Source organism: Marinomonas foliarum (assembly GCF_016906065.1).
Taxonomy (GTDB): domain Bacteria; phylum Pseudomonadota; class Gammaproteobacteria; order Pseudomonadales; family Marinomonadaceae; genus Marinomonas; species Marinomonas foliarum.
The window spans coordinates 1,618,935-1,633,797 of sequence record NZ_CP070273.1; the positions used below are offsets into that span (position 1 = coordinate 1,618,935).

15 protein-coding genes are annotated in these 14,863 nt (G+C 45.6%); 3 read left to right on the forward strand and 12 right to left on the reverse strand.

Translation table 11 applies throughout. From position 1 onward, the window contains the following. Window positions 1-74: 74 nt before the first annotated feature. From npdG to JSY38_RS07535, 7 genes are all read right to left on the reverse strand, one after another. Window positions 75-767: an NADPH-dependent F420 reductase gene (gene npdG / locus JSY38_RS07505; RefSeq protein ID WP_205116226.1), complete on the reverse strand. Its 693-nt coding sequence runs from the start codon at window positions 765-767 to the stop codon at window positions 75-77. Further along, window positions 764-1,537 (reverse strand): coenzyme F420-0:L-glutamate ligase, encoded by a 774-nt coding sequence (cofE, locus tag JSY38_RS07510; RefSeq protein ID WP_114411565.1) that lies wholly within the window; start codon window positions 1,535-1,537, stop codon window positions 764-766. Before cofE ends, npdG begins: the two co-directional genes overlap by 4 nt. Continuing rightward, window positions 1,530-2,246, reverse strand: coding sequence for a 2-phospho-L-lactate guanylyltransferase (gene cofC / locus JSY38_RS07515; RefSeq protein WP_205116227.1), 717 nt, complete (start codon window positions 2,244-2,246; stop codon window positions 1,530-1,532). Before cofC ends, cofE begins: the two co-directional genes overlap by 8 nt. Further along, window positions 2,246-3,205, reverse strand: coding sequence for a 2-phospho-L-lactate transferase (gene cofD, locus JSY38_RS07520; protein WP_205116229.1), 960 nt, complete (start codon window positions 3,203-3,205; stop codon window positions 2,246-2,248). The genes cofC and cofD overlap by 1 nt, the downstream gene beginning before the upstream one ends. After that, window positions 3,205-4,410 carry a 5-amino-6-(D-ribitylamino)uracil--L-tyrosine 4-hydroxyphenyl transferase CofH gene (gene cofH, locus JSY38_RS07525; RefSeq protein ID WP_205116234.1) on the reverse strand — a complete coding sequence of 402 codons (1,206 nt, stop codon included), beginning with the start codon at window positions 4,408-4,410 and terminating at the stop codon, window positions 3,205-3,207. The genes cofD and cofH overlap by 1 nt, the downstream gene beginning before the upstream one ends. Then, a complete protein-coding gene (gene cofG / locus JSY38_RS07530; protein ID WP_205116237.1) occupies window positions 4,407-5,537 on the reverse strand; it encodes a 7,8-didemethyl-8-hydroxy-5-deazariboflavin synthase CofG in 1,131 nt (376 codons plus the stop codon). Before cofG ends, cofH begins: the two co-directional genes overlap by 4 nt. Window positions 5,538-5,792: 255 nt before the next feature. Next, window positions 5,793-6,455 carry a TetR/AcrR family transcriptional regulator gene (locus JSY38_RS07535; RefSeq protein WP_205116239.1) on the reverse strand — a complete coding sequence of 221 codons (663 nt, stop codon included), beginning with the start codon at window positions 6,453-6,455 and terminating at the stop codon, window positions 5,793-5,795. Between the two features lie 250 nt (window positions 6,456-6,705). Between JSY38_RS07535 and JSY38_RS07540 the strand changes: the two genes are divergently transcribed. The 3 genes from JSY38_RS07540 (at window position 6,706) to hydA (ending at window position 11,017) form a co-directional block, all read left to right on the forward strand. Further along, entirely contained in the window at window positions 6,706-7,947 is a 1,242-nt protein-coding gene (locus JSY38_RS07540) for a Zn-dependent hydrolase (RefSeq protein WP_114411559.1), read from the forward strand. Between the two features lie 78 nt (window positions 7,948-8,025). Beyond that, a complete protein-coding gene (locus JSY38_RS07545; protein ID WP_205116241.1) occupies window positions 8,026-9,510 on the forward strand; it encodes an NCS1 family nucleobase:cation symporter-1 in 1,485 nt (494 codons plus the stop codon). A 64-nt stretch (window positions 9,511-9,574) separates the two neighbouring features. Beyond that, on the forward strand, window positions 9,575-11,017 hold the full coding sequence (gene hydA / locus JSY38_RS07550) for a dihydropyrimidinase (RefSeq protein WP_205116243.1): 1,443 nt from the start codon (window positions 9,575-9,577) through the stop codon (window positions 11,015-11,017). A gap of 162 nt (window positions 11,018-11,179) precedes the next feature. Here hydA and JSY38_RS07555 read toward each other — a convergent pair whose 3' ends face one another. The 5 genes from JSY38_RS07555 to nusB form a co-directional block, all read right to left on the reverse strand. After that, the gene (locus JSY38_RS07555) at window positions 11,180-11,662 is read right to left on the reverse strand and encodes a phosphatidylglycerophosphatase A family protein (protein ID WP_205116244.1); all 483 of its coding nucleotides are present in this window, start codon (window positions 11,660-11,662) and stop codon (window positions 11,180-11,182) included. Between the two features lie 58 nt (window positions 11,663-11,720). Next, window positions 11,721-12,671, reverse strand: coding sequence for a thiamine-phosphate kinase (gene thiL, locus JSY38_RS07560; protein WP_205116246.1), 951 nt, complete (start codon window positions 12,669-12,671; stop codon window positions 11,721-11,723). Between the two features lie 157 nt (window positions 12,672-12,828). Continuing rightward, a complete protein-coding gene (locus JSY38_RS07565) occupies window positions 12,829-13,122 on the reverse strand; it encodes a DUF6172 family protein (RefSeq protein WP_114411555.1) in 294 nt (97 codons plus the stop codon). 360 nt (window positions 13,123-13,482) lie between these two features. Next, window positions 13,483-13,881 carry a hypothetical protein gene (locus tag JSY38_RS07570; protein ID WP_205116248.1) on the reverse strand — a complete coding sequence of 133 codons (399 nt, stop codon included), beginning with the start codon at window positions 13,879-13,881 and terminating at the stop codon, window positions 13,483-13,485. A gap of 234 nt (window positions 13,882-14,115) precedes the next feature. Further along, window positions 14,116-14,640, reverse strand: a complete 525-nt coding sequence (nusB, locus tag JSY38_RS07575; RefSeq protein ID WP_114411554.1) for a transcription antitermination factor NusB — start codon at window positions 14,638-14,640, stop codon at window positions 14,116-14,118. Window positions 14,641-14,863: the final 223 nt, after the last annotated feature.

Sequence of the window (14,863 nt, forward strand, 5' to 3'; positions counted from 1 at the left end):
TGATTATGCTTTTTAATATTTTTAAAAATTTGAAACTGTGTTTAACAAAGTATTGGTGAGCTCAGTAATCGCATCTAATGATCGGGTGGGCAGATACGAACTCCCGCGTGCGAAAACGGCACATCTTTCGAAATATTCAATCGAATCAAAATTGGCGTGAGTGCTTCTACACAGCGAGCACTTTCTGCTAAGCCCGCGTTGTAGGCTTGGGTGCCCATTTTTTCGATTAACGCCATGACGCGTTTTTTAGCATCAAGGTCATTGCCGCACACCAAGATGTCGCAATTGATGCCACGAGATAAATCATTCAAAGTCACCGCCGAGACGTTATGTAATGCACCAACAACTGGGATGTCGTCGCCCAATAATAATTGCGCCGATTCGGTCACCGAGCCAGCTGCTGGCATCACCACAGCTTTTGGGTTACCCGGTGCCAATGGCACAACGATGTCGACCAAGGTTTTGCCAACGAGTAATGGTGCTAATGCGGTCAAGGTGGCATCGTGACCACTATAGGGAACCGATAAAATCACCAGATCGTCTGCGGCTTTGGTCGCGTCTTCCATCGACAAGCCAGTAATGTCCGCCTTACAATCCTGTTCCGCCAAGGTGGCGATAAGCTGCTGTGCGGTTTCTGCTGCCTTGGCAGGATCACGAGAACCCAACACCACACTGACACCCGCCAATGCCAAACGCAGGGCCAGTCCTTTCCCTTGCGGGCCTGTTCCGCCAATGATGGCGACTTTATTGCTTACATCGTTGTTCATCTAAAAAGATCCTCGTTATGAGCACGAATAAGATCACGGCTCGAACTGTCGGTTTTTGACCAAGATAGGCCACGAAAAATAATCACTGGCGATTTCGCACTTTTCTCCATTAACAACCCAGACGCCGCCGCGACTTCATCCGCAAAGGCGGGCGCGGTGACACTCAAAGGTCGTCCATACGCGTCTAACTCACCTAACATGTGCATGACACCCGGCACATTCGCCAAGCCAATCGCCACGTTGGTTTGACCCAATCGCCACGGGCGACCAAAGGTATCACTGATAATCACGCCCAAATCACAGCCAAAATGGGCTTCTAATTTGTGACACAACAAACGCGCACTTTTATCAGGATCATCGGGTAATAAAATCAGCTGGCCTGGGTGATCCGCATTGGATTCATCCACCGCTGCGTTGGCGCAGATGTAGCCATTTTTATGTTCGGCGATCAGTACGCCTTCTTCTTGATCTGGTCGTTTCATTGCTCGCACAATTCGGTTTGATTGAGAGAGAATCACCTCGACTTTTCGTGGGTCTTTATTAACCGTTTTCGCCAACTCGATGGCCTCTTCGCTGGGCGTGATATCATCTAGATAAGCAAATGCACCTTCGCTTTTCGACACCACTTTTTGCGCAATAACCAAGATATCGCCAGCTACCAAGGTTTGATTTTGCGTAGTTAAGGTATCAATAATGTTCTGAGCTAAATCATCACCTTCCCGAAAACTCGGTAATCCCATTAGACGAAACATGTTCATAGAATCAGGCATAGTGACGCTCCTTAATGAGCGTTTTTTTCATCAATGCTGCGCTATTGTCACGCCATGCTTTAAAGCGTTCGGGCTGACGAATCACAGCTACTTGCAGGTCTTCGCTGTGATCAATATCCAACGCGAGATTCGCTAAATGCAAACTACGGCAGGCCAAACGATTATTCGTGGCATTGGCCTTATGAGCAGACGCCGAATCACAGCCGTATTCAAATTGAATGGCATCAGGTGGTGATGTTAATAACGCATTGGTGCCGCCATCCTTAGCAACGGCAATCACCACAGAGGCATCATGGGCTGCCTTCATCAAGGTGAGGATTTCCTCTGGATCCAACGCGGCAATATCGCTAGGGACGATAAGTTGGCTGTCGTATCCAGATTGCTTCACCCAATCGCAGGCAAAATCTAACGCACTGTTTAGGCCCTTCTCTCCATCATCAAACAAGGTATTGGCTTCATAGGATTGAGCAAGAGAAAGCACTTCAAGGGACTCGCTCACCACCAGCACATCCAGCATGGGGAAATGTCGTTGAAAAAACGCCAAAGTGTTTTCAAACAAGGTCAAAGACAGCTTTTCACGGGCTGAGTCTGACAAGCTGCCAACCAACCTTTGTTTGGAACGCTTGGGCGATTTCATCGGAATCACTACGCAAAGCTTATCGATTAAGTGATAAATACTTGGCGAATACATTGCTGAATGATGTGTCATTAGGCCGCCCTCTGCTTTTTATAAGACAAGGCGAACTCGACCACTTTGGTAAGCAACGCTGTTTTGTCTTCAGGGGTTTTCATTAGGGTTGGCGTGACCAAGACATCTAGGCCTTGCCCTTGCAACCATGCGGCCTCTTGCTGATCCACATTGTCAATCACCATGCCATGCAAAAAGGAGCTATAACAGTCATAGATGCCTTTTGAATCGATGCTTTTCCCTGCACTTTCGAGCATTTTATCCGCAGGGCCTTTTACCGTTTTTCCGCCAATTAATGGCGAAATAGCAATGATATAAGCACCGCTTTTTTCCACCGCTTGCTGAATTTCCGGCACAGCGAGAATGGCACCAATACTGACTATAGGATTGCTCGGCGCGATAATAATCAGATCACTGTTAGCAATTTGCTCTAAGGCTTCAGGAGTCGGCTTGGCGTTTGCGATGCCTTGATATTCAATATCCAGAACGTCGGACTGACAATGCTCACGTACAAAAAAATCTTGGAAAGACAACCAGCCTTGAGGTGTCTTCACTCGGGTTTGCACCACATCGTTGGTCGGCAACAAAATTGGCACGCTGACGCCATGACGTTTCGCCAGGCATTCAGTAATCTCACTGGCGCTGACGCCTTGGTGTTTTAAATTCGTTCGGTAAATATGCGTGGCGAGATCCAAATCCCCCAGGGTCATCCAAGTGTCTTGCCCTAAGGCTTTTAGCTCGGTGAGTACTTGGTGAGTTTCGTTTTTACGTCCCCAACCTTGCTGGCGGTCGATCTGATCGCCTAAGGAATAAATCAGCGTATCGATATCTGGCGAGACCCAAAGACCGTGAAACTCATCGTCGTCAGCAATGTTGCCAATGATCTTGGTCGAGCTGGCGTATTGGCTTTTTGCCAAACCTTCGGCGGCTTTCGCACCGCCTACGCCACCCGCCAACAAGGTGATATTTAAGCTGGTCATTAAGCCACTCCTTGAATCGCTATGCGGTTCGTCAATGGCGCTTTGATGCTAGTGGCGGCTATTGGATAGTCTTTTACGACGTCATATTTGGTGCTGCGCTGTACTGCATGCAAACCTGCTGCATGAATATTGGCAACCATGTCTTCTGGAAAAACTTCTTGCCCATGTGTCGCCCCAGCCGCGCGAGAAATACTTTCGTTCATCAAGGTGCCGCCCAAATCATTAGCACCGGAACGTAGCATTCTCGCGGCCACATCAGGACCCATTTTCACCCATGAAGCTTGGATGTTATCAATATGACCTTGCAGCATCAGGCGAGCAATGGCGTGCATTTTAAAATGCTCGTCTTGGGTTGGGCCAGGGCGAACCTTGTCTGGGTTGTCATTGTATAAACGGGTTTCGTAATGGATAAAACCCAGCGGAACGAACTCGGTGAATCCCCCGGTTTCTTTTTGAATATCACGCAATAATTTGAGGTGATTTGCCCAATGAATAGGCTGATCCACATGACCGTACATGATGGTTGATGTCGTAGGCACGCCAACAGAATGGGCGGCTTTGATAATGCGCACCCACTCTTCTGTAGTGAGTTTATTTTTGGTCAATTGTTTACGTACTTCGGTATCTAGAATCTCTGCCGCTGTGCCCGGCATAGAACCCAAACCAAGGTTCTTTAACTCGGTCAAAAAGGCTTCTGGCTCAAGGCGACCTTTTTTGCAGCCATACCAAATTTCAAACGGAGAAAAGGCGTGAATATGAATTTCTGGCACACGTTTTTTCACCGCAATAATAAGGTTACGGTAATAATCAGCGCCTATGTCTGGATGCAATCCACCTTGAATACAGACTTCTGTCGCGCCTCGATTCCACGCTTCTTCAGCTCTATCTGCGACTTGCTCAACGGTTAAAAACTCCGCTTCTTTGTCGCCTTTCTCTTTGGCGAAATTACAAAATCGACAGCCCATGTAACACACATTGGTAAAGTTGATATTGCGTGTAATGACAAAGGTTCCGACATTGCCGACGCGCTTTTCACGTACTTTGTCGGCGGTGTCTAATACAGCTTGGGCTTCTGCACCTTGCGTAGCAAATAACACACAAGCGTCTTCGACACTCAGCTCTTCGCCCAATAAAGACTTATCCAAAATTGTTCGAACAGATTCGCTCACTTGGGCATTGTTTGACGTTAAAGGAAATAGGTTCATGCGATAACTCCTCCACTCACTTGAGCAGCACGGCTAACCAGCGACGCGACTCGTTGCGTTAAATTAGGTGTTAGATATTTATTGTCCTGATGCTGAAAGCGGTCATAAATGGTCAGACGTTCTGCCAGCGAATAACCCAAACCTTCACAAGCTTGCGCCACGCTACTGATCTGCGGCCATGCTCTTTCTGGGTTAATAAAATCCTTGGTCAAAGGTGAAATGCCGCCCCAATCGTTAATACCCGCATTGATGTAACTGCCGTATTCGACTTCCAAATTGGGTGGCGCTTGTATGCTGATGTCATCGGGTAAGATTAAACGGGCAACAGCGATGGTGCGCTTCATGTCGTCTAAATTGGGTTCTTGATAATCGGCCATTGCCGTGCCTGCTTTGGCGCGAAAGTTCTGAATAATGACTTCTTGAATATGCCCATAGGCAAGATGGCGATCACGAATGGCGATGAGGCTGTTTACTCGGTCTGTCCAGCTTTCACCAATGCCAATAAGGATTCCCGTAGTGAAGGCGATATCAAGTCGACCCGCTTGCTCTATGGTGTCGAGTCGACGTTTTGGCGTTTTGTCTGGGCAAGCATAATGGGCTTGGCCTTTTTTGAGTAAATCGTTGGAGACGTTTTCCAGCATCATACCCATGCTGGCGGAAACGGGTTTCAGGCGTTTCAGCTCGTCAAAAGACAAAGCACCCGCATTCACATGCGGTAATAAGCTGGTGTGAGTTAACACGCTTGCGCATTGGTCATGCAGATAATCTAAGGTGCTGTCGTAACCTAAATTGGCCAACATATCGCGCGCTTTCTGATGACGTTCTTCTGGTCGCTCGCCCAAACTGAACAAAGCTTCTTTGCAATCTAATGCCGCGCCTTCTCGTGCGGTTTTGAACACTTGTTCTGGCGTCATGTAATTCGCATGTGGCGAATCGGGCGATTGCACAAAAGTGCAATAACCGCAGCTATCACGGCACATATTAGTCAAAGGTATAAAGACTTTTTTTGAATAAGTAAGCTGTTTACCCCAAGCGTTATCACGCGCTTTAGCGGCTTCTTGGCAGAGTGCGTACAAGTCTGGCCCAGTAGCAAACTCATAAGATATGGCTTCAGAATCAGAGATCATATTCACTCCACGCTTTAGTGATTAAATGAGGTTGAATTAATTTTTTTACCATTTGGTATAAAAATTAATAGCAATCATTTTGCGTAGAGTAAATTGTTTTTATTAGTGCAAAACACGCACCGATAAAGGGCTAGCGCTCTAAAGTTCAGTTAAGTAAAAAATTAACCAAAAGGTTAAGATGATGAAATGTGGCGTTTTTTTGCACATTATAATTGTGCGAAAAGTAGACAGCTCAACGTAAATCAAGAAAGAAAATCAGTCTGAATTATTTATAATTATTTTTTTGGCACCAAGAGCGCGCACAACAAAGTCCGTCACTGCTGATTCTGCTCGTTCAAAGTCGGCTTCATCCAAACGATGCTTGCCTAATAGCACTTCCATTTGTACCGAGAAATCTGCGTAGGTTTGTGTCGCGGCCCAAATAGTAAAGAACAAATGTTCAGGGTCTATATCGTCAACTAATCCCTTACTTATCCATGACTTAACCAAAATAACATCTCGATCGAATTGAGGTTTTAAGTGACTAATTAGGTACTCTTTTAAGACTGGCGCACCGCTGATAATCTCATGGGCAAAAACCTTAGAACCATTCGGATACAGACGTGAAAGCTGCATTTTTTCACGTACATAACGACGAATAACCGTTTCAGGGGTATCGCCTTGAGTTTCTAAAAAAGAGAGCTTTTCTATCCAAATATCGAGCATTTCTTTTAACACTCGTTGGTATAGTAACTCTTTGTTTGAAAAGTAATAAATCAGGTTTTGTTTGGAAATACTGGCACTGGCGGCAATCGCTTCCATTGATGAACCGTTATAACCTTTTTCAGCAAAAACCACCTCGGCACAACGCAATATCCGAGACTCTAATTCTTCTCGATTAATCGACTGCTTGGTACGTTTTGTTTTCTTATCGGTCAAAATCTGATCCGCCTTCCATAAAAAATTTTATATTGCCAATGAGTACTATAAGACGCTGTTTTTATTAAATATTATCTTATTTATAGATTTTAAAATAACACACTCAGATGACTCAAACGAGTTTTTATCAGCAAACTTGATTAAAACTTGGCCTACTTATTGCTGACCGGAAAGACAAGTTGTTGATATTTTTTTATCGGCATTTTTTACCTTTTGGTAAAGGTATTGGAAGCAGAAGTAGGAGCTAGTAATGCAAGACCTTCGTATCAACGAACAACGCCTCTGGGACACCTTAATGGAAATGGGAGACATTGGCGGCACAGAAAAAGGCGGCTGCAACCGCCTTGCTGGAACAGACTTAGACAAGCAAGCCCGCGACCTTTTTGTGGCCTGGTGTGAAGCCTGCGGCTGTACCGTTGAGATCGATAAGATCGGCAATATCTTTGCTCGTCGCTCAGGCACAAACAATGATTTACCCGCTGTTGGAACAGGTAGCCACCTTGATACTCAACCTACTGGTGGCAAGTTCGACGGTGTCTTCGGCGTTCTTTCTGGTGTCGAGGTACTGCGTACCCTGCATGAAAACAACATTCAAACACCAACAGCCATGGAATTTTCCGTTTGGACCAACGAGGAGGGATCGCGCTTCCAACCAGCTATGCAAGGCTCAGGAACCTATGTGGGACGCTTCGACCTAGAAACTGAGCTAAATAAAACGGATGTGAATGGTATTCGACTCGGCGACGAATTAGAACGTATTGGTTACTTGGGCGAGATGGAACTGGGCAGCCGACACATGGGCGCATTTTTCGAAGCGCACATCGAACAAGGGCCGATTCTTGAAGACGAAGAAAAAGCCATTGGCATAGTGCGACTGGGCCAAGGTATTCGCTGGTACAACATCGAGGTAGTGGGTCGCCCTTCTCACTCTGGCACCACACCAATGCATCTTCGTAAAGACGCGATGCTCGCTGCTTCAGCTATTGTGACGGAAATGAATGCCATCGCACTTCGCCATGAAAATGGCTTAGGCACAGTGGGCTTTATGCAAGTTTGGCCAAACTCCCGCAACACCATTCCAGGCAATGTGAAATTCAGCGCTGACCTGCGTAATCCAAAACCCGATGTACTGCTTACTATGCACGAAGAACTCGTGTCCTTCTGCGAAAAAGTTGCCGAAGAACACGAAGTAGAAGTCAATCTCGATCCTTTTTGGTATTTCGCTCCAGTTGAGTTTAATGCTTCCGACGACGTAAAAGCCGCTACAGAAAAACTCGGTTATAGCCATATGGACATTTATGCAGGTGCAGGACATGACGCCTGTTACATGGCGGATCTAGTGCCAACCGGAATGATATTTACGCCCTGTCTAAATGGCATCAGTCATAACGAAGCAGAATACAGTTCACCAGAAGAATGTGCGGCAGGCGCCAATGTGCTACTGCACGCCATGCTCGAAGCCAGCGACCGTATAGCCAAAGAGCATCAATAGAGATAACCCAAAGAAGACAATAACGAACCATTGAATGAACGCATACTAATAAACCAAACAATCGAAGAGGTGGCAACAATGACCAGTAAGTCTGTTAAACAAGGTGAATTCTATGAGTTGGAGGTTGATAGCGACCTCAAACAAAGTTCAGCGTATAACGACGATTTAGCGCCAACCAAAGTGAAAGATCGTACTTGGAGCAAGTGGAATATCGCTGCGTTATGGGTTGGTATGTCTATTTGTGTGCCGACTTATACGCTAGGTGGCGTGTTAACGGCCTACTTCGGCTTGTCGGTAATGGAAGCCTTATTTACCATTCTTATCGCTAACATTATCTTACTGGTTCCATTAACACTGAATGCGTACCCCGGTACTAAATTCGGCATTCCTTTTCCTGTGTTATTACGTTCATCATTTGGCATGGTTGGCTCAAACATTCCTTGCCTGATTCGAGCTCTGGTAGCCTGTGGTTGGTTTGGTATTCAAACCATGTTTGGTGGCCTGGCGATTCATTTGTTCTTGTCTGCTGTGTCTGATGGTTGGGCTAGTCTGGGTGGCGTCGGCGAAGTGATTGGCTTCTTCATTTTCTGGGCGCTCAACATGTACGTGGTGATCCGTGGTGCAGAGTCGATCAAATGGATGGAAACCTTATCCGCCCCCTTGTTACTAATCGTTGCCATTGGTCTGATGTTTTGGGCAGGCGGAAAGGTATCTTTCACCGAAATTTTAGCAACACCAGCGAGTCGTCCTGAAGACGCTGGATTTATGGGTTACTTTCTTGGTGGTCTAACTGCCATGGTTGGTTTTTGGGCAACCTTATCCTTGAATATTCCTGACTTCAGCCGCTATGCAAAATCGCAAAAAGATCAGGTTATTGGTCAAATCGTTGGTTTACCAGTCACCATGTTCTTCTTTGCAGCCTTAGGTGTTGTTCTAACCGCAGCCTCGACAACGCTGGTAGGCGAAACCATCTCTGATCCAATATCTTTAATTGGCAAAATCGACAGCCCATTTTGGGTAGCCGTAGCCATGATCTTGATCGTCATTGCCACTCTTTCAACAAATACTGCAGCCAACGTGGTTTCTCCAACCAACGATTTCCAAAACATTGCGCCAAAACTGATTAATCATACTCGTGGTGCTTTGCTAACTGGCTTGATTGGTATTCTGCTAATGGGTTGGGAACTACTGAAAAAATTGGGTCTATTGGAATCCGATGTTAGTGTTGAAGGTATGTATTCCAACTGGCTGCTGGGCTATTCAAGCTTACTTGGCCCTATCGCTGGCATCATGATTGTCGATTACTTTTTGATAAAGCGTCAGCATTTAGATTTGGTGGCACTGTATACCAAAGACAGCCTTTACCCTGCCTTTAATGGCGCTGGACTGATTGCTTTTGCGGTTCCGGTATTGATTACGCTAGTGGCACTGAATATGCCTGCGCTTGGCTGGTTCTACAACTACGGCTGGTTCACTGGCGCATTTACTGGTGCGATTGTGTACTTCGTACTTGCCAACATGCAAACCGCTTCTGCCACTCAAACTGACGCGTTGCAGTCTTAGTCATCACTCCCTCAGCGGCACTTTACGGTGCCGCTTATGTTTCTCAACTGGAAAAGGACGACACATGAGTAGTCTATTAATAAAAGGTGGGACTATCGTCACCCACGAAGAAAGCTTCAAAGCCGACATTCTTTGCAAAGACAACAAAATCGTCGAGCTTGGTGAGATCAGCGTACTGCCAAAAGATGTTGAAACCATTGATGCCACAGGCAAATTCATTATGCCTGGCGGGATTGATCCACATACTCACATGCAGTTGCCTTTTATGGGCACAGTCGCAAAAGATGACTTTGCTTCGGGCACCGTCGCTGCGTTGGCAGGCGGTACTACGACAATAATCGACTTCGTGATTCCCAGTCCTCAGCAGTCATTATTAGACGCCTACCATCAATGGCGTGATTGGGCGAAAAAAGCTCATTCAAACTACACCTTTCATGTGGCGATTACGTGGTGGGATGATACCGTCGCAGAAGAAATGAATATTCTGGTACGCGATCATGGCGTTAACAGCTTTAAACACTTTATGGCTTACAAAAATGCCATCATGGCAACCGACGACATTTTGGTGTCGAGCTTCACCAAGTGCTTAGAACTCGGCGCCATTCCCACCGTGCACGCTGAAAATGGTGAATTGGTGTATCACTTACAAAACAAACTCATGGCGGAAGGCATGACGGGGCCAGAAGCGCATCCTCTGTCTCGCCCCTCTTCTGTAGAAGGCGAAGCCGCGAACAGAGCCATTAGCATTGCCAACACACTCGGCGCGCCTATTTACCTTGTTCATGTTTCCACCGAAGAAGCGGTCGACGCCATTCGTTACGCCAAAGACCACGGTCAAACCGTATTCGGCGAAGTGCTGGCGGGACATCTCACGGTTGACGAAAGCGTTTATCAAAATCCAGATTGGGCAACTGCTGCGGCTCATGTTATGAGCCCTCCGTTTAGACCCAAGCACCACCAAGATGCGTTATGGAAAGGTGTACAAGGCGGTACCTTACAAACTACTGCTACCGATCATTGTGCCTTTTGCGCCGAACAAAAGGCCATGGGCAAAGACAATTTCACGCAAATTCCTAACGGCACAGCGGGTGTGGAAGAGCGCATGATGGTGCTATGGGAAAAAGGCGTAAACGAAGGCAAAATCACCATGAATGAATTTGTCGCCCTCACCTCGACCAACACGGCAAAAATTTTCAACATGTATCCAAATAAAGGCTGTATTCGTGTCGGCGCTGATGCTGATTTGGTTATTTGGAATCCTGCCGCGACTAAAACGATTTCCTCGAAAACGCATCACTCGAAAATCGAACACAGTATTTTTGAAGGCATGGAAATCCATGGTGTACCAGAAACGACTATTTGTAACGGCAAACTCGCTTGGCATGACAATGTACTAATGGTCGAATCTGGCGATGGAAAATACATAGATCGTCCAGCTTACGCGCCTTTCTACGAATCATTAAGAAAGCGCAAAGAGTTGAATCAACCCAAAGCGGTTGCGCGTTAAAGTAGATGCGCTAAAAGGGGTAACTGCCCTTAACTGATAACGAATAACATTTCGACGAGGGAGGCGGTAGTTTCGAGAAGAAATGTTATTCGGTCGATGAGCAACAAGAACAACCCCATCCTAACCTTCCCCTTGGAAGACAAAAGGGGAAGGAACTAAGAGCTAAAAAACAAATTCGACCAAAGCTTGTAACACGACAAAAGACATAATGCCGGCCAAAATGTCATCCAGCATGATACCGAAGCCGCCGTGGACGTTTTTATCGACCCAAGAAATCGGCCAAGGTTTCAAGATATCGAATAGGCGAAACAACACAAAGCCCAGCACGATATAGAACCAACCCGCAGGCGCCAGCCACATGGTGATCCAGAAACCAACGAATTCGTCCCAGACGATGCCAGCATGATCATGCACGCCCATGTCTTTCGAGGTTTTACCACAAAGGTAGATTCCCACCAGTGATGTCACTACCAGTACAATGAAATACGCGGTTGCGGTTAAATCTTGTAGGAACCAGATAAACAAGGGTACAGCGGCCAATGTACCAAAGGTTCCTGGCGCTTTTGGTGCGGCACCTGAGCCAAGACCAAATGCTAAGAAGTGTATCGGATTACGCCATACCGACGCAGGAGCAGAATTTGCCATGGAGTTGCTACCTATTCATTAAATTAAAAACTAAAAATCGTTGTGGACTCTCATGGCTCTAAAAATGTTGCCAGCCCGTTGCCTCTCCATCATACCCTTGAATCACCAAGCCTTCTTCGACAATTTCGCCTACCTTGGTACAAGGCAAGCTCAAGGTTTGAGTGATTAAAGATATCTCAGTGGCTTGCTCTTTCGGAGCGGTAAAACATAACTCGTAGTCATCGCCTCCAGTTAATGCCAACGATATCGCTGATTCTGGTTGCCATTGACGCAGTTCAGAGGAGATTGGCAATCGACTCGCATCGATATTCGCTCCAACGCCAGACGCTTTGAGTATATGTTGAATATCTTGAGCGAGGCCATCGGAAATATCCATCATGGAATGAACCACTCGCTTCAGCGCCATACCAGCAATCAGCCTTGGCTGCGGACGCCAAAAGCGATCATAAAAATAATCAAAGCGCTCACTCGAAACTTGCAACTCGCCGGTAACGATCGGTACAGCGGCAGCGGCATCGCCAAGCAAACCGGTAACGTAAATATCATCACCGACCTTTGCGCCACTGCGTTTTACCGCCATGCCTGGCTCTACATAACCATGTACTTGCAGTGTAATGGTTAGCGGCCCTTTGGTAGTATCGCCGCCAACCAAGGCCAAACCGATCGGCTCCGCCAGTTCTGCCATACCTTGCGCCAAGCCTGCTAACCATTGCGGATCAGATTCAGGAAGCGTTAGCCCTAAAGTGAAAAACGCCGGTTTCGCACCCATGGCCGCTAAATCACTGACACAGCTTGCGACCGCACGATAACCAATATCAACAGGATCCGCATCGAAAGGAAAATGTCGACCTTCAACCAAGGTATCCATAGAAAACACCAAGCTTTGACCTTGCGGCACTTGCACCTGAGCACAATCATCACCAATACCCAACAAAAGATCTCCACGCCCTTGTGTACTTGCCATCACAGACGCTTGAAAGATGTTTTGTATCAACTCGAATTCTTTCAACAGATTACCCTTCTATTATTCCAGTGCAACACATCCTGCACCGAAAATACTGGCAAAGGATACCGTATTACACTACAGATGTCAGAAGCAAAACAGGGCAGATTACGCTAGGTAATCTGCCCTGTTTGTATTGTGCTTTTTAACACCAAAACCGCCATTAATCTTCTGAACGTTTTGCTCGCTGCTTTGGCGTTGGAATCACTTCTAAATAAAAAGTCTTCCAGTGCTGGCTTTGTGCCGAGCTAATATTTGTATTGATATCACCTTCGTGAATCGTTCTTGCCTTATCAACCGTTTGACCAAACTTGCAATTAAATCCCCAAAAATCTGCGCCATCTGGCAAGGCTTTTTTACGCTCTGCTTTAATGTATTGCTTAACTTCATTTTTCGCTTCTTCAATGAGGCGCTGGTATGGTTTTTTGGGGTGAGACAAAACAAAGTTCTTTTTCATTATGATCCTAAAAATATTGGGTAAGGCAGCGTAACAACCACCTCGATACACTATGATAACGGGTTAAGAATAAACCAGCCATCAATAAGAGAAATATTCCTACTTATTTTAGAGATGGCTTTGGCAGCTTTTTGCTATGAAGTAAATTATGGCAAATAACCCAGAAATCGACTTTCTTTACCCTGCCTAATTTTTCATTCAAAGGGTAAGCGCTTTCAATATGAAAACGCATTTTTCCATGCTCCTTCCAGACTCGATATACGACTTGGTAATAAATTTCTATGCCATTATCTTGCTTAATTTTACAACTACAGTAACGACTATAACCGCCGTGATAACAGAATTGATTGGGTAAAGTCGCTATGATTTGGGGTAAATGTTTTGATAACTCGTAACGAGTTTTATCAAACGTCTTTTATCTGACGGAAAAGGATATATGTCGATAACATCAGGAAATTCATCACTTTTAATACCACGCGTAAATACGTGATGAGAAAATGTGAAAAACAGTGTGTAACGCTCGTTTCTTTTAGGATGTTGGAACACCAACTTACAAGCATCAAGATGATCTAAGGGATACTCGGCATTAACATGCTGAAACGGCTTCCACTGCTGAACTTCATGATCAGATAAATTAAAAAGTCTTTTGTATGACATAGATGGATAAGCTTTCCTTAGCCTATAAATAACAAAGGCTCCGTCTAGGGAGCCTTCGCCAAAAGAATAATCTCTTGGATTCAGAACGTCTTTACCGGGCACAGCCTCGACCTTACTTAGAAGGTAACGCGATGTCATACATAAAGTATGTCTGCTACATCGATAAACTTAATTATAGCCATCAATATTGGCGTCAACCATAATAAAATATGCGCTTTCAACGCAAATCATTATCTGTTGAATTTAGACAAACGCCATCGAAAATTAGACATAAAAAAGCCCCGTTATTAACAAGTAATAACGGGGCTCTTAGGTATCTTTTAGTAATAGGTTCTATTACTTGTTCGATTCTTTATTCGCTTCTCGGCGAGCGGCGATTTCTTCGCGTCGCACGCGCTGTGCAAGTTTGTCTAGAATGCCGTTTACGTATTTGTGGCTTTCCGTCGCGCCGAAGCCTTTTGCTAGCTCTACGCTTTCATTGATCGCAACGCGGTATGGCACATCTAAACGCTGGGACAATTCAAATGCCCCAATACGCATAACAGCTAATTCGATAGGGTCTAGTTCGCTCAATGGACGATCTAGTAACTCTTCAAACAATACGTCCAGTTTTTTAGCGCTGGCTGTTACACCTTGTAGTAATTCGCGGAAGTAGACTTTGTCACAAGAATCCATTTCTTGATCTTGGTTCATCACGAATTGAGTTTCGATCTCGCTCACTGCAGATTGGTTCATCTGCCATTGATAGACCGCTTGTAATGCCAAACGACGAGAAGCACTGCGCAATTGCGAACGTGAAGGTTTTTTCTCTTTACGTTTTGGTGCTGGAGTTTGGTCGTTTGCTGTTTCCACTTCGCTCATTTTTTGCCTCAATTGTCCAGACTACGTCGCCTTATGGGCTGACGCTTTGGTCTGTTTGAAAGTACCCTTGGTTGTTAAAGAGCTATATTAGCTACTGCCTTTAGACAGCAACTGAGTCATATCGACCAAAGGTACGAATATATGGGTTGTCTTGGGCGGCGATTATAGCAACATTTATTCTAGGTTTCTCGGCAAAGTTCTCTAAATATTCGCAAGAAAAAAC